21 protein-coding genes are annotated in these 22169 nt (G+C 61.4%); 8 read left to right on the top strand and 13 right to left on the bottom strand.

Going from position 1 to position 22169, the window contains the following annotated elements:
- Window positions 1-47 precede the first annotated feature (47 nt).
- Both ACHPFG_RS12635 and ACHPFG_RS12630 read right to left on the bottom strand, forming a co-directional pair.
- A complete protein-coding gene (locus tag ACHPFG_RS12635; RefSeq protein WP_431702783.1) occupies window positions 48-1001 on the bottom strand; it encodes a FecR domain-containing protein in 954 nt (317 codons plus the stop codon).
- The gene (locus ACHPFG_RS12630) at window positions 998-1495 is read right to left on the bottom strand and encodes a sigma-70 family RNA polymerase sigma factor (protein WP_131699902.1); all 498 of its coding nucleotides are present in this window, start codon (window positions 1493-1495) and stop codon (window positions 998-1000) included. Before ACHPFG_RS12630 ends, ACHPFG_RS12635 begins: the two co-directional genes overlap by 4 nt.
- A 134-nt stretch (window positions 1496-1629) precedes the next feature.
- Between ACHPFG_RS12630 and ACHPFG_RS12625 the strand changes: the two genes are divergently transcribed.
- Window positions 1630-2784 (top strand): DUF1624 domain-containing protein, encoded by a 1155-nt coding sequence (locus ACHPFG_RS12625; RefSeq protein ID WP_431702781.1) that lies wholly within the window; start codon window positions 1630-1632, stop codon window positions 2782-2784.
- A 71-nt stretch (window positions 2785-2855) separates the two neighbouring features.
- Here the strand turns inward: ACHPFG_RS12625 and metE are convergent, their stop codons facing one another.
- Entirely contained in the window at window positions 2856-5144 is a 2289-nt protein-coding gene (gene metE / locus ACHPFG_RS12620) for a 5-methyltetrahydropteroyltriglutamate--homocysteine S-methyltransferase (RefSeq protein WP_431702779.1), read from the bottom strand.
- A 343-nt stretch (window positions 5145-5487) separates the two neighbouring features.
- On the opposite strand from metE, the gene ACHPFG_RS12615 reads away from it, so the two are divergent.
- The gene (locus tag ACHPFG_RS12615; RefSeq protein WP_431702777.1) at window positions 5488-5991 is read left to right on the top strand and encodes a GNAT family N-acetyltransferase; all 504 of its coding nucleotides are present in this window, start codon (window positions 5488-5490) and stop codon (window positions 5989-5991) included.
- A gap of 82 nt (window positions 5992-6073) precedes the next feature.
- On the opposite strand, the gene ACHPFG_RS12610 is transcribed toward ACHPFG_RS12615, so the two are convergent.
- The 7 genes from ACHPFG_RS12610 to ACHPFG_RS12580 all read right to left on the bottom strand — a co-directional run bounded on the left by ACHPFG_RS12610 (window position 6074) and on the right by ACHPFG_RS12580 (window position 13033).
- The gene (locus tag ACHPFG_RS12610; protein ID WP_431702774.1) at window positions 6074-7393 is read right to left on the bottom strand and encodes an OprD family porin; all 1320 of its coding nucleotides are present in this window, start codon (window positions 7391-7393) and stop codon (window positions 6074-6076) included.
- 150 nt (window positions 7394-7543) lie between these two features.
- A complete protein-coding gene (locus ACHPFG_RS12605; protein ID WP_122764168.1) occupies window positions 7544-8377 on the bottom strand; it encodes a metallophosphoesterase in 834 nt (277 codons plus the stop codon).
- Window positions 8378-8387: 10 nt separating this feature from the next.
- Window positions 8388-9419, bottom strand: coding sequence for an ABC transporter ATP-binding protein (locus tag ACHPFG_RS12600; protein ID WP_431702771.1), 1032 nt, complete (start codon window positions 9417-9419; stop codon window positions 8388-8390).
- Window positions 9416-10210: an ABC transporter permease gene (locus ACHPFG_RS12595; protein ID WP_053134324.1), complete on the bottom strand. Its 795-nt coding sequence runs from the start codon at window positions 10208-10210 to the stop codon at window positions 9416-9418. Before ACHPFG_RS12595 ends, ACHPFG_RS12600 begins: the two co-directional genes overlap by 4 nt.
- Window positions 10207-11025 carry an ABC transporter permease gene (locus tag ACHPFG_RS12590; RefSeq protein ID WP_131699896.1) on the bottom strand — a complete coding sequence of 273 codons (819 nt, stop codon included), beginning with the start codon at window positions 11023-11025 and terminating at the stop codon, window positions 10207-10209. The genes ACHPFG_RS12595 and ACHPFG_RS12590 overlap by 4 nt, the downstream gene beginning before the upstream one ends.
- On the bottom strand, window positions 11026-12030 hold the full coding sequence (locus ACHPFG_RS12585) for an ABC transporter substrate-binding protein (RefSeq protein WP_131699895.1): 1005 nt from the start codon (window positions 12028-12030) through the stop codon (window positions 11026-11028).
- Window positions 12014-13033, bottom strand: a complete 1020-nt coding sequence (locus ACHPFG_RS12580) for a LacI family DNA-binding transcriptional regulator (protein WP_431702768.1) — start codon at window positions 13031-13033, stop codon at window positions 12014-12016. Before ACHPFG_RS12580 ends, ACHPFG_RS12585 begins: the two co-directional genes overlap by 17 nt.
- A 266-nt stretch (window positions 13034-13299) precedes the next feature.
- Here ACHPFG_RS12580 and ACHPFG_RS12575 point away from each other — a divergent pair, with 266 nt between their 5' ends.
- From ACHPFG_RS12575 to ACHPFG_RS12560, 4 genes are all read left to right on the top strand, one after another.
- Complete coding sequence (locus ACHPFG_RS12575) at window positions 13300-14397, top strand: carboxynorspermidine decarboxylase (RefSeq protein ID WP_074847089.1); 1098 nt, start codon at window positions 13300-13302, stop codon at window positions 14395-14397.
- A 28-nt stretch (window positions 14398-14425) separates the two neighbouring features.
- A complete protein-coding gene (locus tag ACHPFG_RS12570; RefSeq protein ID WP_431702766.1) occupies window positions 14426-15670 on the top strand; it encodes a saccharopine dehydrogenase family protein in 1245 nt (414 codons plus the stop codon).
- A 382-nt stretch (window positions 15671-16052) separates the two neighbouring features.
- A complete protein-coding gene (mddA, locus tag ACHPFG_RS12565) occupies window positions 16053-16817 on the top strand; it encodes a methanethiol S-methyltransferase (protein ID WP_431702764.1) in 765 nt (254 codons plus the stop codon).
- A gap of 363 nt (window positions 16818-17180) precedes the next feature.
- Window positions 17181-17420 carry a DUF6124 family protein gene (locus tag ACHPFG_RS12560; RefSeq protein ID WP_131699891.1) on the top strand — a complete coding sequence of 80 codons (240 nt, stop codon included), beginning with the start codon at window positions 17181-17183 and terminating at the stop codon, window positions 17418-17420.
- A gap of 37 nt (window positions 17421-17457) precedes the next feature.
- Here ACHPFG_RS12560 and glsB read toward each other — a convergent pair whose 3' ends face one another.
- The gene (gene glsB / locus ACHPFG_RS12555; RefSeq protein ID WP_027607252.1) at window positions 17458-18366 is read right to left on the bottom strand and encodes a glutaminase B; all 909 of its coding nucleotides are present in this window, start codon (window positions 18364-18366) and stop codon (window positions 17458-17460) included.
- A gap of 55 nt (window positions 18367-18421) precedes the next feature.
- Entirely contained in the window at window positions 18422-18766 is a 345-nt protein-coding gene (locus tag ACHPFG_RS12550; RefSeq protein ID WP_090402992.1) for a hypothetical protein, read from the bottom strand.
- 91 nt (window positions 18767-18857) lie between these two features.
- Between ACHPFG_RS12550 and ACHPFG_RS12545 the strand changes: the two genes are divergently transcribed.
- Together ACHPFG_RS12545 and ACHPFG_RS12540 are read left to right on the top strand one after the other, a co-directional pair.
- Window positions 18858-19193 carry a hypothetical protein gene (locus tag ACHPFG_RS12545; RefSeq protein WP_431702760.1) on the top strand — a complete coding sequence of 112 codons (336 nt, stop codon included), beginning with the start codon at window positions 18858-18860 and terminating at the stop codon, window positions 19191-19193.
- Window positions 19194-19404: 211 nt separating this feature from the next.
- Window positions 19405-20340, top strand: a complete 936-nt coding sequence (locus ACHPFG_RS12540; RefSeq protein WP_431702758.1) for an aliphatic sulfonate ABC transporter substrate-binding protein — start codon at window positions 19405-19407, stop codon at window positions 20338-20340.
- Window positions 20341-20691: 351 nt separating this feature from the next.
- Here ACHPFG_RS12540 and ACHPFG_RS12535 read toward each other — a convergent pair whose 3' ends face one another.
- Complete coding sequence (locus ACHPFG_RS12535) at window positions 20692-22167, bottom strand: FGGY family carbohydrate kinase (RefSeq protein WP_431702756.1); 1476 nt, start codon at window positions 22165-22167, stop codon at window positions 20692-20694.
- Window positions 22168-22169: the final 2 nt, after the last annotated feature.

The following is a 22169-nucleotide window of genomic DNA, read 5'->3' as shown; positions in this document are numbered from 1 at the left end:
CTACACCGGGCGACAACGAAAAAGGTATCAGCGAAAAGGTAAAAATTTCAGCGTGGCTCAATCGTTACCCAGTAGCCGGTCAAGCTGCTGATGGTTACCGGCAGGGTTTCCTGCAAAAGACGCAGGCTGGCATCGGTGTCACGCAACGGGAACGCGCCGGACACGCTCAGCTCGGCCACACTGGCGTCGCAGCGCAACACGCCATGCCGGTAGCGGCCCAACTCCTCAAGCAAATCCGCCAGACGCATCTGCTGCGCCAGCAACATGCCGTTCTCCCAGCTCAGCGCGCCAACATCCAGCGGCGCCAGCGCCGCCACGCTGTCGCTGCCGAACGCGCTCTGCTCGCCGGCCTTGAGAATCAGCCCATGGCTGGCATGCTGCGGCAGCATTTCCACCGCCCCGTCGATCACCGCCACGCGGCTGCTCTGCTCACCGACCCGCACACTGAAATGCGTGCCCAGTGCGCGGGCGGTGCCGTGGCGGGTCTGCACGATAAACGGACGATGAGTCGGCGCAGGGTCCTGGGCCGTGGTGATCATGACTTCGCCTTGCAACAACTCGATACGCCGCACGTTGTCGGCGTAGGCGATATTCAGCGAGCTGGCGGTGTTGATCAGCAGCCGCGTGCCATCCGGTAGCGTAAGGTTGCGTTGTTCGCCGATGGCGGTGTGCTGGTCGGCGGTCCATGCCTGCCAGGGCTTGTGCTGCAAGGCCAGCCAGCTTGCCGGCCCCGCCAGCAGCAACAGCCCGAGGGCCTGGCGCCGGCCGAAGGCTCTCTTACGGCCAATGCGCTTTAGGGTGTCCCCGGCAATCGCGCCGGGCACACTGTTGAAATCGCCGAGGATCGCCTCCGCCCGTTGCCAGGCCTGGGCGTGCTGGGCACTGCGGCACTGCCATTGGGCGATGGCACGGCGATCCTCGTCGGTGGCGCTGCCAGATTGCAGTTGCACCATCCAGTCGGCGGCTTCACCGAGGATCAGCGGGTCGATCGACGGGTTCATGCCACGCTCAGGCATGCGAGGAACGCATCGCGCATGTAGCGCTTGACCGAGGCCAGCGACACCTTCAATTCGTCAGCGACCTGCTGGTAGGTGAGACCGTCGATCTGCGACATCAGGAAGGCCTGGCGGGTTTTCTCGGGCAGATCGCGCAACATGGCTTCGATGCGGTACAGCGCTTCGAGGATCAACCAGCGAGTTTCCGGCGACGGTACTTGCTGCTCGGGCAGGTGGGCGATGGTCTCGAGGTAGGCCCGTTCGACTTCCTGGCGCCGCCAGCTGTCGATCATCAGTCCCTTGGCGATATGGGTGAGCAAAGCGCGCGGCTCGCTGCCAAAACCCACGCTGCCCTGGCGAGTCAGCAGGCGCATGAAGGTGTCGTGGGCCAGGTCGGCCGCGTCGCTGGCATTGCCCAGCTTGCGGTCAAGCCAGCGATACAACCATCCGTGGTGTTCGCAGTACAGGTCCTTGATAGGCAGATTGAGGGGGGACGACATGCAAGTCACCGGCGCCGAGGCCAAGGAGTAATTAAGAATTGATCGCATTCTAGTCTGGACAACGAAGCACGGCAACGCGCAAATTAATGTTATAGGATAACGCCAACTTTCCGCCCTGCCCTGTGATCCTGCCCATGACCGATGCCGTTCCCCTGCGCCAACGCCTGCTCTCCATCGACGCCCTGCGCGGCCTGGTGATCCTGTTCATGCTACTCGACCACGTGCGCGAAACCTTCCTGCTGCATCGGCAAGTCAGCGACCCGATGAGCCTCGACAGCACAGAACCCGCGCTGTTTATCAGCCGCACCCTCGCCCACCTGTGTGCGCCGGTGTTTGTGTTGCTCACGGGGTTATCCGCGTTTTTATACGGCCAGAAATACCAGGGCCGGCGCGATGTGTCGGCGTTCCTGTTCAAGCGCGGGCTTTTCCTGGTGGTGCTGGAATTCACCCTGGTCAACTTCGCCTGGACCTTCCAACTGCCGCCCAGCGTGATCTATCTGCAGGTGATCTGGGCGATTGGCGTCAGCATGCTCGCCCTCGCCGCCCTGGTGTGGTTGCCGCGCCCGCTGTTGATCGGGCTGGCGCTGGTGATCATCGGCGGGCACAACCTGCTGGATGGGCTGCATTTCGATCCAGGCTCGGCGCTGCATATTCCGTGGACGATCCTGCATGAACGCAGTTGGATTGACGTGTCCGACACCCTGCGCCTGCGCACGACCTACCCGGTACTGCCGTGGATCGGCGTGATTGCCCTGGGTTACGGCCTGGGACCGTGGTTTGCCAATGCCACGCTGCCTGCCGTGCGCCAGCGCTATTTGCTGGTCGGCGGTATGAGTGCGTTGGTGGGGTTTGTGCTGTTGCGTGCGCTCAATGGCTACGGCGAGAAGCCCTGGCAGGCGTATGACAGCGGCGTGCAGACGCTGATGAGCTTTTTCAACGTCACCAAGTACCCGCCTTCGCTGTTGTTCCTGGCGCTGACCCTGGGGATTGGGCTGTTGCTGTTGCTGGCGTTTGAACGCGTGGGGCATCGACGCTGGATCGGCGTATTGGCGGTGTTTGGTGCGGCGCCGATGTTCTTTTATCTGCTGCATCTTTATGTGCTGAAAGTGCTGTATGTCGCGAGTGTTGCGCTGTTTGGCCTGAACCATGGCAACTACTTTGGCTTCGACAGTATCGGTGCGGTGTGGCTGATGGCGCTGGCATTGCCCCTGGCGCTCTACCTGCCGGTGCGCTGGTTCGCCGGGCTCAAAGCGCGGCGGCGCGATATTACCTGGCTCAAATACCTCTGACCTGACATGGACTAAATATGGGAGGGGCGGTGCGACGATACGACTTGCTCCCTCCCACATTTTTTACGATGTTAAGCCAACTCAGCGCGTAGCTGGCGAGCTGCGGTGACCATATGAATCAACGCCGCCTCCGTCTCCGGCCAACCGCGTGTCTTCAACCCGCAATCCGGGTTCACCCACAAGCGCTCGGCGGGAATCCGCTGGGCGGCCTTGCGCAGCAGGTTGGCCATTTCCGAGGCATCCGGCACCCGTGGCGAGTGGATGTCGTAGACGCCCGGGCCGATGTCGTTGGGGTAGGCGAAGGCTTCGAACGCGTCCAGCAACTCCATGTCCGAGCGCGAGGTCTCGATGGTGATCACGTCGGCATCCATGGCGGCGATGGACTCGATCACATCGTTGAACTCGCTGTAGCACATGTGCGTGTGGATCTGGGTTTCATCGCGCACGCCCGAGGCGCACAGGCGGAACACTTCGGTGGCCCAGTCCAGGTACCCTTGCCACTGCGCCTGGCGCAACGGCAGGCCTTCGCGGAACGCGGCTTCGTCAATTTGTACGAGCTGAATGCCGGCGGCTTCCAGGTCGACCACTTCGTCGCGAATCGCCAGGGCCAGTTGGCGGGCCTGCACTTCGCGGCTCACGTCTTCGCGCGGGAATGACCACATCAGCATGGTCACAGGGCCGGTCAGCATGCCCTTCATCACCTTGCGGGTCAGGCCCTGGGCGTAGCGGATCCACTCCACCGTCATCGCCTTCGGGCGGCTCAGGTCGCCGAAGATTACCGCTGGTTTCACGCAACGCGAACCGTAGCTCTGTACCCAGCCAAAGCGGGTGAACACGTAGCCGTCCAACTGCTCGGCGAAGTACTCGACCATGTCGTTGCGCTCGGCTTCACCGTGCACCAGCACGTCCAGACCGAGGTTTTCCTGCACCTCGACGGCGTGACGAATCTCGCTGTGCATGGCTTCGACGTATTCGGCCTGGCTCAACTTGCCTTGCTTGTAGGACTGGCGCGCCAAGCGGATTGAGGCGGTCTGCGGGAACGAACCGATGGTGGTGGTCGGGAACAGCGGCAGCTTCAGGCCCGTACGTTGTTTCTCGATACGCTGGGTGAACGGCGACTGGCGCTGGCTGTCCTGGCGGGTAATCGCCGCCACACGCGCTTGTACCGCAGGCTTGTGGATACGCGGCGAGGCAGCGCGAGCCGCCTGCACGGCGCGGCTTTCGGCCAGCGCGGCGAGGACGTTGGGCGCTTCACGCTGGTTAACCGCTTGCGCCAGCACCGCCACTTCGGCGCATTTTTGCACAGCGAACGCCAGCCAGCTTTTCAGCTCGGCATCCAACTGGTCTTCACGGCCCAGGTCCACCGGGCTGTGCAGCAAGGAGCAGGACGGCGCCACCCACAGGCGATCGCCCAATTTCTCATGGGCGTGCTGCAAAGTAGCCAGGGCGTTTTCGAGGTCGCAACGCCACACGTTACGGCCGTTGACCACGCCCAGGGACAGCACCTTGTACGCCGGCAGGCGGTCAAGGATGGTCGGGTACTGCTCCGGCGCACGCACCAGGTCGATGTGCAGGCCATCCACCGGCAGGTTTGCGGCCAGGCCCAGGTTCTCTTCCAGGCCACCGAAATAGGTCGCCACCAGCTTTTTCAGTGGGTCGCGCTGGATCAGGTTGTAGGCACGCTCGAAGGCGTTTTTCCAGTCCTGCGGCAGGTCGAGGACCAGGATCGGTTCGTCGATCTGCACCCATTCCACGCCGAGGTCGGCCAGCCGCTGGAAGATCTGGCCGTACAACGGCAGCAGGCGCTCAAGCAGGTCGAGCTTGTCGAAGTCACCGCCCTTGGCCTTGCCCAGCCACAGGTAGGTCAGCGGGCCGATCACCACCGGCTTGACGGTGTGACCCAGGTCGAGGGCTTCCTGCACCTCTTCGAATAATTGCTCCCAACCCAGGTGGAATTGCTGGTCGGCACTGAATTCAGGCACCAGGTAGTGGTAGTTGGTATCGAACCACTTGGTCATTTCCTGGGCGTGGGCACCGCCGCAGCAGCTGTCGCTGACACCGCGGGCCATGCCGAACAGGGTGTCGAGGGTGGCATGGCCATCGGCCGGACAAAAACGTTCGGGAATCACGCCGAACATCAGCGAGTGGGTCAGCACCTGGTCGTACCAGGCGAAATCACCGACAGGGAGCAGCTCAATGCCCGCCTGCTTTTGCAGATCCCAGTGGGCCTTGCGCAGTTCACGGCCGACCGCACGCAGACCGGCTTCGTCAAGCTCGCCCTTCCAGAACGCTTCCTGCGCTTTTTTCAGTTCACGATCGCGTCCAATGCGCGGAAATCCGAGGGAATGAGCGACTGCCATGACTTACAACTCCAGTGTCGATAGATATGGCAGCCATTGTCGACACACACCCATAGTGAGACAAACTCATTTTATTCCTGACGATCACAAGTTCTACTCATGTTGAGAGCAATGAATAGATCAACCCATTGCTGTTCGCACCCCATCTACTGCGCTTACCATGCGCTTAAACAAACCTTCAAATGAGTACCCTTGATCAAAACCAGCCTCGCCACAGCTACAGTGCCAGCCACGCTATTTCGGATAGGTCCCCACAGGGATGTCATTACCCAAGGCAGTTGCCTCTGCAACGCAATCAGCTATGAGATCGCAACAACGCTCAAGGCCTACACAAAGAGTCCCTATGAAGCCCTCCAGCGAAGACCTTTCGATACGTAGACTGGACGAACTCCCAGACGAGATCCACACGTTGGAAGCGCAGGCCATTGCCGAAGGGTTCAGGTTCCTGACGCGCCTGATCACAGAGTGGGAAGCAGGCGCCAATCGGTTCGAACAACCGGGCGAGTACCTTTTGGGCGTGTTTTGCCAGAAGCAACTGATTGCCGTCGGCGGCGTTTCCCGTGATCCCTACGCCGGCTCAACAGTGGGCCGACTGCGTCGGGTATACGTTACTCCCGAAATGCGAGGGCGAAACGTGGGTAAGGCCCTGGTGCAAGCATTGCTGGATTGCGCCGCACTGAAATTCCAAGATGTGCGTTTATCTACCGATACACCCGAAGCCGCAGCATTTTATCTGCGCTGCGGTTTTCATCAGATCAGCGATGACACCGCGACGCATGCACTATCACTGAGTGCCCACTCGGCCCCCTGTAGAAGCGAGCTTGCTCGCGAAGGTCGTCAACGATAACGCGTGAATTCTGGAGGCACGCGGAGCCTTGACGTTTTTCGCGAGCAAGCTCGCTTCTACAGAGGTGAGGGGCTCAGCGGTACTACATCAACGGAATCGAATAACTCACAAACACCCGATTCTGGTCCTGATCCCGCGCCACTTCACTGCGTGACACGCCGTTACGCCAGCCGAACCCGACGTTCTTGAAGGTGCCGCTCTGCACCACGTAATCCAACGAGATGTCCCGCTCCCACTCGCTGGCATCGTTGCCGCTGGTGGTGAGGATGTGCTCGCCCTTGAGGTACATCACCGAGGCCTTAAGGCCCGGTACACCCAGCGACGCGAAGTCGTAGGCGTACTGGGCAAAGGCGGTGCGTTCGCCGGCCTGGATGAAGGTCTGCACGGTACGGTCGGTGTAGAGGTACAGGCTGGCACCGCCCTCGCCTTTGTTCACCAGGCCGCCCTGGTTGAGTTGGGCGAAGTTGCTGTCGTCCGAGACTTGCTGGTAGCCGGCGGTGATCGCGTGAGGGCCGAGGGAGTAGATGAACGCGGCGCTCCAGGTGTTGTTGTCGATTTCACCGTTGCCGTTCTTGGTATAGCCGCCCAGCTTGTAGCCTTCGGCACGGCCGGCGGCGCTGCTGTTTTTGCCGTCGGCGCTGGTCTTGAAGTAGCGCAGGTCGGTTTTCAATGAGCCGTATTCGCCCAGCGGCAATACATGTATCAGTCCGGCGAAGTGTTGTTGGTAATAGTCTTCGAGGTTGGCGTAGTAGTACTGAACCATCAGGTCCTTGGTCAGTTGGTAGTCCGCACCGGCGTAGGTGAATTTATTGCTTTCCTGGGTACCGCCCGCCGCTGCCAGGCCACTGCGGTCGCTGGAGCCGCGACCGGTGGTGTGCTCAAGCTGGCCGCCGACCAGGGTCAGGTTGTCGATGTCCTTGCTGGTGACTTGCCCGCCTTCGAACGACTGCGGCAACAGGCGGCCGTCGTTGCTCACCAGGATCGGCAGGTTCGGGCGCAGGTAGCCGTAGCGCGCTTCGGTCTTGGCAAACCGCGCCTTGGCGGTGGCACCGCCACGGGCCCAGTTGTCCGTGGCCTTGCCGTCTTCGGTGGGGATCATCGAGCTGCCGACATGGCGCGCGGCGCTGCTGTCGAGGGTCACGCCGAGCATACCGATGGCGTCCAGGCCAAAGCCGACGGTGCCGTCGGTGAAGCCCGACTGGTAGTTGAGGATAAAGGCCTGGCCCCACTCTTCGGTCTTCGACGGTGCCGCCGTGCCGTCGCGGTTGTCGTTATTGAAGTAGAAGTTACGCATGCTCAAGTTGGCTTTGCTGTCGCTCAAAAAGTCAGCAGACGCCAAGGGGCTCAGGGCAATGCCCAGGCCGCCGGTCAATACAGTTAATACATTCAACGTGGCTTTCATCAGGACGAACTCCGGCGCGGAATCCAAGTTCCGGGCGCAAAAAATGGGCAGCAGGATGCCGTCGGCCAAACGTGACGTTGGCCGGGGCGTTAACGGTTGTTCAGTTGCTTAGTTGTTAGCTAGTTGAGTGAAGTGAAACCTCCGTAAACCTCAGTCAATCAATCCATGAGCGTCATAAAACGGATACGGCCCCGGGTAATCCCCGAACACGCCGTTGTGGCTGATCAAGCCGTGTTGCGCATCCCAGCGATGCAACAAATACCCCGCCGGTTCCAGGTTGAAATGCGCGGGCGCGGCGTCTTGCAGGTCCAGCACAATCTGATGGGAGGTGCCGGGGCACACACAACTCAAGCTGCCGCCAAAGCGTCGTTGCATCGGCCGGTGCAGGTGCCCGCACAGCAGGCGTTCCACTTGCGGGTGGCGCGCCACGACGCGCTCCAGTGCGGCGGCGTTGATAAAGGCTTCGCGGTCCATATGGCCGATGCCGCTGATAAACGGCGGATGGTGCAGGATCAGCAACGTTGGCGCGTCCGGCCGGCGTGCCAGTTGCGCGTCCAACCAGTGCAATTGGCTGTCCAGTAGCTGGCCGCCGTGCCCACCCGGGATAGTCGAGTCCAGGCCGATCAAACGCAGCGGATGCTCGTCCACCACCCAGTCCAACGGCCCCTCTGCCGACGACGGCAAATAGGCGTGATCACGGAATGCCTCGAGCAACGGACCGCGTGTGTCGTGGTTGCCCGGCACCAGGTAGCACGGCATGTGCAGGCGCGCGAGTTCGGGGTGCAGCACGGCGTATTCATCGGCGCGACCGAAGTCCACCAGGTCACCGCTGACCACCACGATATCGGGCCGGGGTTGGCTGGCGTTCAAATGGTCGACGGCACGGCGCAGCGCGCCCAAGGTATCGACCACCCCATACGTCAGGCGCTGGCCGGCTTTAAGGTGCAGGTCGCTGATTTGCGCAACAAGAAACGGACGATTCACAAGCAAACTCTCACGCATTCAGGGTGAACAACATGTGCGGCGCAATCGCCAGGGCAATCGGCGCGCCGACGGCGTACAGGTGGTTGTCGCTGCTGTCCACCAGCAGCGGTTGCGGGCCGCCCACGTCCACCAGCAGGCGGCTTTGGGCGCCCTGGAAAAACTGCGCCAATAGATGGCCGTGCAAGTGCCCTTCGCTCTCCATCACCCGCAGGTGTTCGGGGCGGCAGTACACGGTGTTGGGCACGTCGGCGGCCTGCCACGGCAACTCGCCGCCGCAGACTTTCAGGCCATGGGCGGTTCGCGAGCTGACGGCGAAGGCATTGAGGTTGCCGACAAAACCGGCGACGAACGCATTGGCCGGTTTCTGGTAGATCTCCCGTGGGCTGGCCAGTTGCGCGACGCGGCCGTGTTCCATCACCAGGATACGATCGCCCAGGGCCATGGCTTCGCCCTGATCGTGGGTGACAAATACCGAGGTGATACCGAGGCCGCGCAGCAGCTCATTCAGCTCGCTGCGCAAGCGCTCACGCAATTGCGCATCCAGGGCGGCCAGCGGTTCGTCCAGCAACAGCACTTTAGGGCGCGGCGCCAAGGCGCGGGCCAAGGCCACGCGTTGACGCTGACCACCGGACAATTCATGGATGCTGCGCTTGCCATGCTGTTGCAGGCCGACCAACTCCAGCAGTTCCTCGCAGCGCTTGTTCCGCGCCAGCGGCGCCATGCCGCGAATCTTCAAGCCGTAGACGATATTGCCGGCCACATCGAGGTTGGGAAACAGCGCGTAGTTCTGGAACACCATGCCCACGTCGCGGCGCTCGATGGGCAGGCGGGTGACGTCGTCGGTGCCGAAAAAAACCTGGCCCACATCCGGGCGTTCCAGGCCGGCAATCAGGCGCAAGGTGGTGGTCTTGCCGCAGCCGGACGGGCCGAGGATCGCCAGGGTTTCACCGCCTTCAACGGTCAGGTTCAGATCATGCACAGCCACGGTGCCGTCGGCGAACGCCTTGCGACAGCCTTGCAGGCGAATAGTGATAGCGGTCATCGACGCTCTCCACGGGACAAACGAGCGCTGATGGCCTGCAACGCAATCAGCAGCGGCACGATCATCAGCAAAAAGATAAGGGTGTAGGCGCTGGCGATTTCCAGGCGCGCCGAGGCGTAGCTGTCGGCCAAGCCCACGGGCAATGTCTTGGTCATCGGTGTGTGGAGCATCCAGGTCAAGTTGAATTCTCCCAACGACAAGGTCACCACCATCAGCACGCCGGCCAGAATCCCCGCCCGGCAGTTGGGCACCACCACGCTAAAAAAGCGCTTGATCGGCCCGGCGCCCAGACTGGCCGCCGCTTCTTCCAGCACCGGCAGTTGCTGGCGTTGCATCACCGCCATCACCGGACGTACCAGGAACGGCAAGGTGAACAACACATGGCCCACCAGGATGAACAACCAGCTGCTGCGAAACGTGCCGAACTGGCCGTAGGTGAGCAGCAATGCCAGCGCACTGGCCAGCCCCGGCATCGCCACCGGCAGCACCATCAGTTCTTCAAAGGCACGGCTGAAGCGGTTGTTCATGCACACCAGCGCATACGCCGCCGGCACGCCGATCACGCAGACACACACCGCGCACGCCAGCGCCAGTTGCAACGACAGCCATACGGTGGGCGAATAGGCCTGCCATACCTGGATCAGCCAGTCGAAGGTCAGGCCGCTGGACACGCCGACGAAGAAATTGCGCGTCAACCCGGCCAGCAACGACATCAGCACCGGCACCAACATGAACGCGCACACCAGCAAGGTAAACAGCAGTTGCATCACAAACAGCGATGAGCGCTTCACAAGACAGTCCCCGCATTTTTCACCAGGCGTCGAGTGAGCAATAACACCGCCCAGGTCAGCGCGCCGAGCACCACCGACAACGCGGCGGCGACGGCAAAGTTGGCGTAGTTGGTGAACACGTTGTAGATCGCCACCGGGGTCACATTCAGCCGCGTGCCCAGGGTGAACGCGGTGCCGAAGGCGCCCATGGACGTGGCGAAGCAGATCGCGCCGCAGGACGCCAACGCCGGCGCCAGGCCCGGCACGATCACGTCGCAGACCACCCGCCAGTGCCCTGCTCCCAACGAATGCGCGGCCTCTTCCAGGCTGCGGTCGAGGCTTTCGCACGCGGCCATCACCGTGAGGATCACCCGCGGAATCGAGAAGTACAGGTAGCCGACAAACAGCCCGGCCAGCGAGTAGGCAAAGATCCAGCGCTCACCGGCCAACTGCAGGCCCAGTGACGCCAGCAGCCCCTGGCGCCCGGCCAACAGGATCACCAGGAAGCCCACCACCACCCCCGGAAACGCCAGGGGAAACGTGAGCAAGGCCACCAACGCCGAACGCCCGAAAAACTGCTGGCGCGCAAGGAACACACCGCTGATGCCACCGATCAATAACGCGGTGAACGTCACCACGATGGCCAGCACGCAGGTCTGCGCCAGGCTGCCCAGATACTGCGCGCTACTGAGCACCTGCCAATAGCCGCTGCCGTGGCTGTCGCGGCTTTCGGCGCCGAGCACCATCAAGTGCGCCAGCGGCAACAGCCAGAATGCGAACAGCACCGCAAAGGCCGGGGCCAGCGCCCAGGCCGCCTGTTTTGCCGATGCAGCCACTTACTTGACCTCGTTCAGGTAACGGGCAGCGAAGGCTTCCTGCACAGCGGCCATTTTCTGATAGTCCACCACACCGGCGCGGGCGTAATCGCTGTCGGGCAGGAACTGCGCGGCGACGTCGGCCGGCATGGTCACCGGGCGTACCGGGCGCAAGTAAGCCTTGGCCCAGAGTGCCTGGCCTTGGTCCGACAGTACGAAGTCCAGCACCTTCTCGCCATTGGCGCGGTGCGGCGCGTTGGCCACCAGGCTCATCACATAAGGCACGCTGATGCTGCCTTCCTTGGGGATCACGAAGGCGACATTGGCGTTGTCTTTGTAGCGGGCGCGGTAGGCGTTGAAATCGTAGTCCACCAAGATCGGCAACTCGCCGGACAGCACCCGCGCATAAGCGGTCTGCTTGGGCACGATGGGGGCGTTTTTCGCCAGTTTCTGGAAGTAGTCGATGGCCGGGGCGAAGTTGTCCAGGTCGCCACCCATTGCGCGGTTGATCGCCACGGCAGAGACGTAACCGACGAAGGCGCTGGACGGGTCCAGGTAGCCGACCATGCCTTTGTATTCAGGCTTGAGCAGGTCGGCCCAGCTTTGCGGCACCGGCAGGCCACCCAATGCATCGACGTTGACCATGATGCCCAAGGTGCCGGAGTGGATCGCAAACCACTGGCCCGCGGGGTCTTTCAACCCGGCGGGGATCTGCTCCCAGCCCTTGGGTTTGTAGCCATCGACCACGCCGGCCTTTTGCGCCTGCAAGCCGAAGGTCACGCCGTAATACACCACGTCCGCGACCGGCGCGGCCTTTTCGGCCACCAGTTGCGCCAGGGACTGGCCGGAGTTCTTGTTGTCCAGCGGCACTTGCACACCCGTGTCGGCAGCAATGGCCTTGAGCTGCGTGCCCCAGTCGGCCCAGTCCGGCGGGCAGTTGTAGCAAATAGCCGTGTCGGCGGCCTGGGCGAGGCTGGCCACACCGCACAGCAGCACAGCTGCCAGGGTTTTACTGAATGCGCGCATCAAGGGACTCCTCAAACGGTTGGGTACTTTCGCCCGGCCGGATATGGCAAGGCAGGCAATGGGAAACCGGGTCATTCCCGGCAATCTGTGCCAGCAGTTGGTCGATCACCGTGCTGGCCAGCAGCGCGATGGGCTGCACCACGCTGCACAAGGTCGGGTGCATCTGGGTGCCGAGGGCGATGCCGTCAAAGCCCATCACCGACAGTTGCCCGGGTACATTCCAGGCATTGCGGCGCAGCTCGGCGATCAGGCTGATAGCCAGGAAATCGTTGGAACACACCAGCGCACTGGGGGCGTCGGGGCCGTTGAGGTACGGCTGGATGGCGGCGAAGTCGGCCTGGGTATGCGCGGGCATTTCGATCACCGCGCGGCTTTTGAGGCCGTATTCCTTCATCGCATCGCAGTAACCGGCATAACGCAGGCGTGCACGGTCGGACTGCAAGGCGGGGCCGGCGACCATGCTGATGCGTCGATGACCGGCCTCCAGCAGGTAACGCGTGGCCAAGGCCATGCCCGCGCGGTTGTCCACCGACACGGCGCTGTAGTTGGGGTTGCTCGGTTGGTGATAGGCCAGCACGAACGGGGTTTTTTCGGTATTCAGGCTGCTGAGCACGCTGTTGCTTTCGGCATCGGTGACCGTCAGCACCAGGCCATCGACGCGCTGGCGCAGCAGTTCTTCCACCACAATGCACTCGCGCTCGCTGCTGTAGTCGGTGGTCGCCAGCACCAGGCTGTAGCCACGCAACCGCGCGGCACGCTCCATGGCCTGGAACTGCTCGGCGAACACCGGGTTGAGCAGGTTGGGCACTACCACGCCGATCAACTGGGTGGTTTGCAGGCGCAGTTGGCGGCCGAGCAGGTTGGGCCGAAACCCCAACTCACGGGCGGCGGCGAACACCTGCTCACGGGTCGCCGGGCGCACCTGGTCGGGGGAGGCAAAAGTGCGGGCGGCGGTCGCGCGGGATACGCCGGCCAGTCGCGCGACGTCTTTCAAATCAGTCATGGTCACTCGCTTGAGATCGATCTCATTGGCGAGGACAGTAACGGCGGAATGTGGCAGGAAGGTGGTGGGGAGATGACGGTTTGATGGCAGTGAAGCAAAGTCACACAGGCCAAAATGTGGGAGGGTGCATATCCTTAGATAGTCATACTCCGGGGCTATGCTTGAAAAACCGGCGTGCAAAATCCGCCGGCTAACCTTTCGATTCGATCCAAGTGCGGGCACAATGCGTGTCCTTTTTTGGCAGGCACCGCCGCAGGCTCTCAAAAATGATCAAAACGCCGTACTACCTCATCGATAAACAGAAGCTTCTGGTCAACATGCAGAAGATTGCTTACGTGCGCGAGCAGTCCGGCGCCAAGGCCCTGCTGGCGCTCAAGTGCTTTGCCACCTGGTCGGTGTTCGACCTGATGCAGGAATACATGGACGGCACTACCTCGTCGTCGCTGTATGAGTTGAAGCTCGGTCGCCAGAAGTTCGAAGGTGAGGCGCACGCCTACAGCGTGGCCTGGGCCGACGATGAAATCGAAGAGATGCTCGATAACTGCGACAAGATCATCTTCAACTCCATCAGCCAGCTGCAGCGTTTTGCCGAACGCAGCGAAGGCAAGACCCGCGGCCTGCGCGTCAACCCGCAGGTGAGCAGCTCCGACTACCTGCTGGCCGATCCGGCGCGTCCGTTCAGCCGCCTGGGCGAATGGGACCCGGTGAAGATTGAAGGCGTGATCGAACAGATCTCCGGCTTCATGTTCCACAACAACTGCGAGAACGGCGACTTCAACCTGTTCGACCAGATGCTGAACACCATCGAAGAACGCTTCGGCGCGCTGCTGCACAAGGTCAACTGGGTCAGCCTCGGCGGCGGCATCCACTTCACCGGTGAAGGCTATGCCATCGACGCCTTCTGCCAGCGCCTCAAGGCGTTCTCGCAGAAGTACGACGTGCAGGTCTACCTGGAACCCGGCGAAGCTGCGATCACCAACAGTGCCTCCCTGGAAGTCACCGTGCTCGACACCCTCTACAACGGCAAAAACCTCGCCGTCGTCGACAGCTCCATCGAAGCTCACCTGCTGGACCTGCTGATCTATCGCCTCAACGCCAAGCTGGCGCCGAGCGACGGTGAACACACCTACATGGTGTGCGGCAAATCCTGCCTGGCCGGGGACATCTTCGGCGAGTATCAATTTGATCGTCCGCTGGCCATCGGCGATCGGCTGTCGTTCATCGACACCGCGGGCTACACCATGGTCAAGAAAAATTGGTTCAACGGCCTGAAAATGCCGTCCATCGTAGTGAAACAACTCGACGGTACAGTCGAAGTGGTTCGTGAATTTGGTTACGACGACTACCTGTCCAGCCTTTCTTAAGCTGGCGGATAAAGGAGAGATAAAGCAATTGAAAAAGAACGTTCTTATCATTGGTGCAGGAGGTGTCGCCAAGGTGGTGGCCCACAAGTGCGCGCAGCACAACGACGAACTCGGTCGTATTGCTATCGCGTCGCGCAACATCTCCAAATGCCAGGCCATCATCGACAGCGTCAAGGCCAAGGGTAGCCTCAAGGTTCCCGCCGACATCCAAGCCTTCGCGCTGAACGCCCTGGACGTGGAAGCGACCAAGGCCCTGATCCGTGAGACTGAATCGCAGATCGTCATCAACGTGGGTTCCGCGTTCCTCAACATGTCGGTACTGCGTGCCTGCATCGACACGGGCGTTGCGTACCTCGACACCGCCATCCACGAAGAGCCGGGCAAGGTCTGCGAGACCCCGCCGTGGTACGGCAACTACGAATGGAACCACCTGGAAGAGTGCAAACAGAAGAACATCACCGCCATCCTTGGCGTGGGCTTCGACCCGGGTGTCGTCAACGCGTATGCCGCGCTGGCGCAGCAACAGCATTTCGACCGCATTGATTCGATCGACATCCTCGACGTCAATGCCGGCTCCCATGGCAAATACTTCGCCACCAATTTCGATCCGGAAATCAACTTCCGCGAATTCACCGGGCAGGTGTGGAGCTGGCAGAACAGCCAGTGGACCAGCAACACCATGTTCGAAGTCAAACGCACCGACGACCTGCCGGTCGTGGGTTCGCAGAACCTCTACCTCACCGGCCACGATGAAGTGCACTCGCTGTCGAAAAACCTCGACGTGCCCAACGTGCGTTTCTGGATGAGCTTCGGCGAACACTACATCAACGTGTTCACCGTGCTGAAAAACCTCGGCCTGCTCTCCGAGAAGCCGGTCACCACCGCCGAAGGCCTGGAAGTGGTGCCGTTGAAAGTGGTCAAGGCCGTGCTGCCCGACCCGTCTTCGCTCGCCCCGGGCTACACCGGCAAGACCTGCATCGGCGACCTGGTCAAAGGCACCAAGGACGGCCAGCCGCGCGAGATGTTCATCTACAACGTAGCGGATCACGAAGAAGCCTACGTTGAAACCGACAGCCAGGGCATCTCCTACACCGCAGGCGTTCCACCGGTAGCCGCAGCGCTGCTGGTAGCCCGTGGCGAGTGGGATGTGAAACACATGGCCAACGTCGAGGAACTGCCGGCTGAGCCGTTCCTCAAGGCGCTGGACGTGATGGGCTTGCCGACTCGGATCAAGGACGAGCACGGTGATCGAGCCTGGGATGCAATGGCCTGATAGGCGATAGCTGACCGAACAAAAAAATGCGCCCTCAGGGGCGCATTTTTTGTTTGGGCGGATACCTATCTCCAAGACACTGAAAATTCAATGTGGGAGGGGGCTTGCCCCCGATAAGCATGGGTATCTACACAACTCTCCAGACCCTGAAAAATCCCCCACAACTGCCCTATCTGCCGGGCGTTCAGCGTTGAACCAATGTTGTGTAGGCACCTATGCCCCGATGAGCCCCCTTACTGCCCTCAGCTGAATCCTACTGCCCGCCACGCTGAGAGCTGTCAATTATCCCAGCTTACCGCGCACGCAAAACCCGCTAGGCTTAACCATGGAGTGGCTGACCTGCGGGTTTGCTGCCCATTCACCCTGTGGGAAAGGCATGCTCATGCAGCTCGACAATAACCGCACCGCCCGTGCCATCGGGCTGGTGTACAGCGCCTGCTGTTACGTGGTGTTCCTCATCACGTGTTTATATTTGATCGGCTTCGTCGGCAGCGTGGCGGTGCCCAAGAACATCAACGATGGCCCCCTCGTCGCGTGGCCAGTCGCCGTGCTGATCAACTGCGCGCTGATCCTGCTGTTCGGTGTCCAGCACACGGCCATGGCGCGCAAAGGCTTCAAGCAGTGGCTGGCGGCATTCATGCCTGCGCCGGTTGAACGTTCCACGTATGTACTGCTCAGCAGCCTGGTGCTTGGGTTGATCTTCTGGCTATGGCAACCCATCACGCTCACGGTGTGGGAGGTCGAAGGGACCTGGGCCAAGGCCCTGTTGATCGGCTTGTTCTGGATTGGCTGGGGCATCGCGCTACTGTCGACCTTCCTGATCAATCACTTCGAGCTGTTCGGACTCAAGCAAGCCTTTGACCGTTGGCGCGACACTGCACAGAAAGCGCCCGTCTTCACAACACCACTGTTCTACACGATCGTGCGCCACCCGCTGTACCTGGGCTTCCTGATCGCCTTTTGGGCAACGCCGTACATGACGGCGGGGCACCTGCTATTTGCGACAGGAATGACGGTTTACCTCTTCATTGGCGCCGGCTTTGAAGAAAAGGACCTGGTGGCGTTGTTTGGAGAGCGGTATCGGCGATACCAGCAGGAGGTGGGCATGATTTTGCCGTGGTCGAAGTCACGCAAAAAAGGACGCTGACTAGGTGTTTGTGGCGAGGGAGCTTGCTTCCTCGCCACAGGATGTAGCGTCTGGCCATGAGAACCCTAGGACTTATCCCACGACTGTTTCAGGTTGTCGCTCGGAACGTCCCTGACTAACCTCTCCGCCGTCGCTGCCAATTCAGCGGCCGGATTTGACCGTCCGACTTCAAAGAGCAACTGCGCCAACACCGAGCTTAGGCGTTTTTTTACGTCTGATGTATCGTGTCGCGGCAGCTGTACGCGGGATACCTTCGGGTATGCCGGTTTTGTTCTTTGGGCCGGTCGGTCAACCCGCGTACAGCTGCCACCCTCTTCGATTGACCGCGAATCGTGGCAGCCCCATTTACAAAGGAGCTTCACCATGATTAAAGACAGCCCCAATCCCCCAGAAAAACTCTTCACCGTGCGCCCCAACCTGGGCACGGAAACCCTGCTGGTCAACGCGTCCCAGGATCTATCCTCCATTACCGACATCGCCACTCACCTGGCCTTTGAAGTCGACGGTACGCAACGCAATGTAGCGTTGGGCATCTGCCGAATGCTGGAAGGTGTGCAACTGTTGGTGGACAAAGCATTGGATGACGCCCATCCAGCGGCATGACACTCAGATGATCGTTCCCATGCGCGTGGGAACGATCTCAAAACACCGACCACCCAATCCGCTCACTCAACAACTCCAACGCCTTGATCCCCGCCAGCGAGTTGCCCGCCGCGTTCAACTCCGGCGACCACACGCACACCGTAAACTGCCCCGGCACCACCGCGACAATGCCGCCGCCCACACCGCTCTTGCCCGGCAAGCCCACGCGATAGGCAAAATTGCCCGCCTCGTCATACAGCCCGCTGGTGGCCATGATCGAGTTGACTTGCTTGGTCTGCCGCGCGGTAAGGATCTGTTCGCCGCTGTGGGCACTGGTGCCCTCGTTGGCCAGGAAGCTGAACGCCTTGGCCAGGTCCAGGCAGCTCATCTGCAGGGCGCAGTAGTTGAAGTAGCTGTGCAGCACCGCGTCCACGTCGTTGTGGAAGTTACCGAAGGATTTCATCAGGTAGGCCATGGCCGCATTGCGTGCGCCGTGCTGGGCTTCGGAGTCGGCGACGACGCTGTTGACCAGGATCTGCGGGTTGCCCGACAGGCGCCGCACGAAGTCGCGCATCGACAGGATCGGCACGGCAAAGCGTGATTGGTTGATGTCGCAGATCACCAGCGCGCCGGCATTGATGAAGGGGTTACGCGGGCGGCCGCGTTCGAATTCCAGTTGCACCAACGAGTTGAACGGTTGCCCCGAAGGCTCGTGCCCCAGGCGTTCCCAGATGGTTTCACCGCCGTGGTCGATGGCCTGCACCAGGCTGAACACCTTGGAAATGCTCTGCACCGAGAACAGCGTATCGGCGTCACCGGCGCGGTAGGCCGAGCCGTCATTGCCGTACACCGCGATGCCCAGCTGGTTGGCCGGTACATCGGCCAGCGCGGGAATGTAGTCGGCGACTTTGCCGAGGCCGATCAGGGGGCGCACTTCGTCGAGGATCGACTCCAGCAGCGCCTGCATGTCTTGTCCTGTCATCTGTCTTTGAATCGGTGGAAAGCGGGGTGCGGAGGATACTTCAATGGGCGCGGAAGCCCCACACAATCTCCACCACCCGCTCGGCCACCACCAGATAAACCAGGATCAGCAACAGCTGCAAGGCCAGGTGATAACGCAGCTTGGCCAACCGGCGAATGCCATCGCTGACGTTCAACAGCATCAGCACTGTCGACAGAATGATCAGCCCCCACCCCGCCACGCTGGAGGCAAACACCCCGATAAACAGGTCCTGCTGCCCCACGAGGGTATTGGTGCCCGCCGCAAACAACAGCGCGCACACCAGCAGGTTTTTGACGTTGTCGAAAATTTGCGTGCTCAGGTCGTTTTCCAGCAGGGCCACATACCGCTTCCATAACGTGCGCATGAGTCATTACCGGGTGGGGATCGCTCGTCAATCAAAGTAGTCCATATGCCCGTACACTGCACCGCTGCGCTTACTCCACGAGGACTTTTGCATGAAATTGATGATTGGCCTGGCCGCTTTACTGCTGGTATCGGCCTGTACCACGACCCCACCCGCCCAGGACGCTGCGGCGTCCACCTGCCTGGCAGGCGGCGGTACCATGAAGCAAGTCGGCAAGCTGCAGAGCTGGAAATGCATCACGCCGTACAAGGATGCGGGCAAGGCATGTACCGATTCGAGCCAGTGTGAAGGCGAGTGCCAGACCAGTGTCACCACCCGGTCCGGCAACGGCCCTGTGACCGGCGCGTGCCAGGTGGATAACGGCCACTTCGGCTGCTCGGCGACGGTGGAGAAAGGCAAGCTGGGCCGAGCGATCTGCGTGGACTGAGCCACATCACCGAACCTATTCTTCGGCGCGCGGGACCAGCGAAACGGAGGTGTATTGCTTGATGATCGAAACCGCGCACCTGCCCATGCACCAGCTGTTCCAGTGGGCAGGAAGCGGATGAAAGCGCCCTAAGCTCAGATCGAAAGAGTATTTATCGAATGGTTTTTAGATCATTAAGCTTGGGCATATTTCGTTGAAAGTCGAGCCCACCATGTCCCTTCGTCGTCCCCTCGCCGCGGTATTAGGATTGCTGGCCTTTTCCGTTGCCGTCAGTGCGCAAGCCCAGGAAACCGTGCGCATCGGTTACCAGAAATCCTCCACGCTGATCACCCTGCTGAAGACCCAGGGCACCCTGGAGAAAGCCCTCAAGGCCGACAACATCGACGTGAGCTGGCATGAGTTCCCCAGCGGCCTGCCGCTGCTGGAAGCGCTGAATGTCGGCAACGTCGACATCAGCGCCGACGTGGCCGACACCGTGCCGATCTTCGCCCAGGCCAAACTCACCTACTTCGCCCAGGAAGCGCCCTCGCCTTCGGCCCAGGCCATCGTGGTGCGCAAGGACTCGCCGATCCAACAGTTGGCGGACTTGAAGGGCAAGAAAATCGCGGTAACCAAGGCCGCCGGCACCCACTATCTGTTGATTGCCGCGTTGGCCAAGGCCGGCCTGGCGTTCTCGGATATCGAGCCGGCTTACCTGTCGCCGGCCGATGGCCGTGCGGCGTTCGAGAACAACAAGGTGGACGCGTGGGTCACCTGGGAACCCTTCCTCACCAGCGTGCAGCGGCAACTGCCGACGCGCACCCTGGCGGATGGCGCCGGGCTGGCCAGCTACAAGCGTTACTACCTGACCGGCACGCCCTACGCCAAGGCGCACCCGGAAGTGTTGAAGGTGGTGTATGGGGAATTGGAAAAGACCGGCAAGTGGGTGAAAGCCCATCCGCAAGAAGCGGCGAAAGTGCTCGGCCCGCTGTGGGGCAACCTGGATGTAGCCACGGTGGAAGCGGCGAACGCGCACCGCAGTTATCAGGTGCAGCCGGTGACGGTGGATCAGCTGGGTGAGCAGCAGAAGATTGCCGATGCGTTCTTCAAGGCGGGCTTGTTGCCGAAGGCGGTGGATGCCAAGGATGTGCAGACCTGGCGGCCTTGAAGGCTGGTGTGATCTAAATGTGGGAGGGGCGGTGCGACGATTCGACTTGCCCTCAATGGCCACGGGTATCTACACAACTTTTCAGACTCTGACAAATATCCCTGTGGCGAGCGGGCTTGTCCCGCGTTGGGCTGCGTAGCAGCCCCAAAACCAGCCTCTACAGAGTGTCTGATACACCGCATTCCTCTTTACTGGGGCTGCTACGCAGCCCAACGCGGGCGGTGCGACGATTCGACAAGCCCGCTCGCCACAACAGCCCTATCTGCCGGACGTTCAGTGTTGAGTCAACGTTATGTAGATCCCTATGCTCATCGGCGGCAAGCCCCTCCCACAGTTGGTTTGCATATGCGGTTAGAGGAGTGTTCGGGCTAGAGCGTTTTTCCACTCTGCGTAGCGCCCCGCCATCGCCGGGTCATCCTGCGGCTCAAACCGCTCGCGCTGGCGCTCCAACTGCCCCAGCGCCGTATCACTCGCCCACACCCCCAACGCTCGTCCCGCCAGGTGCGCTGCGCCCAATGCCGACACCTCCGGCGACAGGCTGCGCACCACCGGGCGTTGCAGCAGGTTGGCGAGGAACTGCATCAGCCAGCGGTTGCGCGTGGCGCCGCCATCCACCCACAGTTCCTTGAGCGGGCTGCCGATGTCTTGCTGCATCGCCTCGAACACATCGCGAATCTGATAGCCGATGGATTCCAGCGAGGCGCGCAGGATGTGCGCGCCGGACGTTGCTTCGGTCAACCCGCAGATCAGCCCACGGGCGTCGGCCTTCCAGTGCGGTGCGCCGAGGCCGGACAGCGCCGGTACAAAGTACACGCCGCCGTTATCCGGCAGTTGCGCGGCCTGTTCGGTCAAGGCGTCCAGGGACTCCCCGGCCACCAGGCGCGACGCCCACTGCACGGCAGCGCCGGTGTGGACGATATTGCCTTCCATGCCGAAGGTGGGTTGGCTGCCGTCATGCCAGGCCAGGGTGGTCGACAGGCCATGGGTGGAGGCAATCGGCCCGCTCATGGGCGTCATCAAGGACGAACCGGTGCCGAGGGTGGCCTTGACCAGCCCCGGTTCGAAACCACCCTGCCCGTACAGCGCGGCATGGGAGTCGCCGATCATCGACATGACCGGGATGCCGGCAGGCAAGCCGCCCAACGCGACGGTTTCGGCGAAGAAACCGGCGCTCGGCTGGATCGGCGCCAAGGCCGCAGCAGGAATGCCGAACAGCGCCAAAAGCTCAGGATCCCAGGCACAGGTGTGCAGGTTGAACAGTTGGGTGCGCGCGGCGTTGGAATAGTCGGTGGCAAACACCTGGCCGCCGCTGAGTTGCCACAACAGCCAGCTATCGACCGTGCCCAGGCAGATATCGCCTGCAGCAGCGCGGGCGTGGCCATCCTCAAGGTGATCGAGAATCCAGCGGAATTTGCCCGCCGAGAACATCGGGTCCAACGCCAGCCCGGTCTTTTCCAGGATCAGCGCTTCATGGCCCTGCTCATGCAGTTGCGTGCACAACGCCGTAGAGCGTCGGCATTGCCAACTGATGCACGGCGACAATGGTTCACCGGTATGCCTATCCCAAGCCACCACCGATTCACGCTGGTTGCTGATCGCGAGCGCAGTGATCGGACGATCCACCTGGGCCAGGCATTCTTCAACCGCCGCCAATGTGTTTTGCCAGATCAGCAGCGGGTCCTGCTCGGAAAACCCGGCCTGGGGATGGCGGATGCTCAAGGGCCGCGAACCGCGCGCAATCACCTGGCCAAGTTCGTTGACCAGGACTGCCTTGGCGTTGCTGGTGCCTTCATCTATCGCGAGGATCAGCGGGGTGTTGTTATTCATTG

Source organism: Pseudomonas sp. BR20 (assembly GCF_050780135.1).
Classification (GTDB): Bacteria; Pseudomonadota; Gammaproteobacteria; order Pseudomonadales; family Pseudomonadaceae; genus Aquipseudomonas.
Note: the sequence above shows the minus strand (reverse complement) of the source record. Positions and strands in the feature narration are given on the sequence as shown.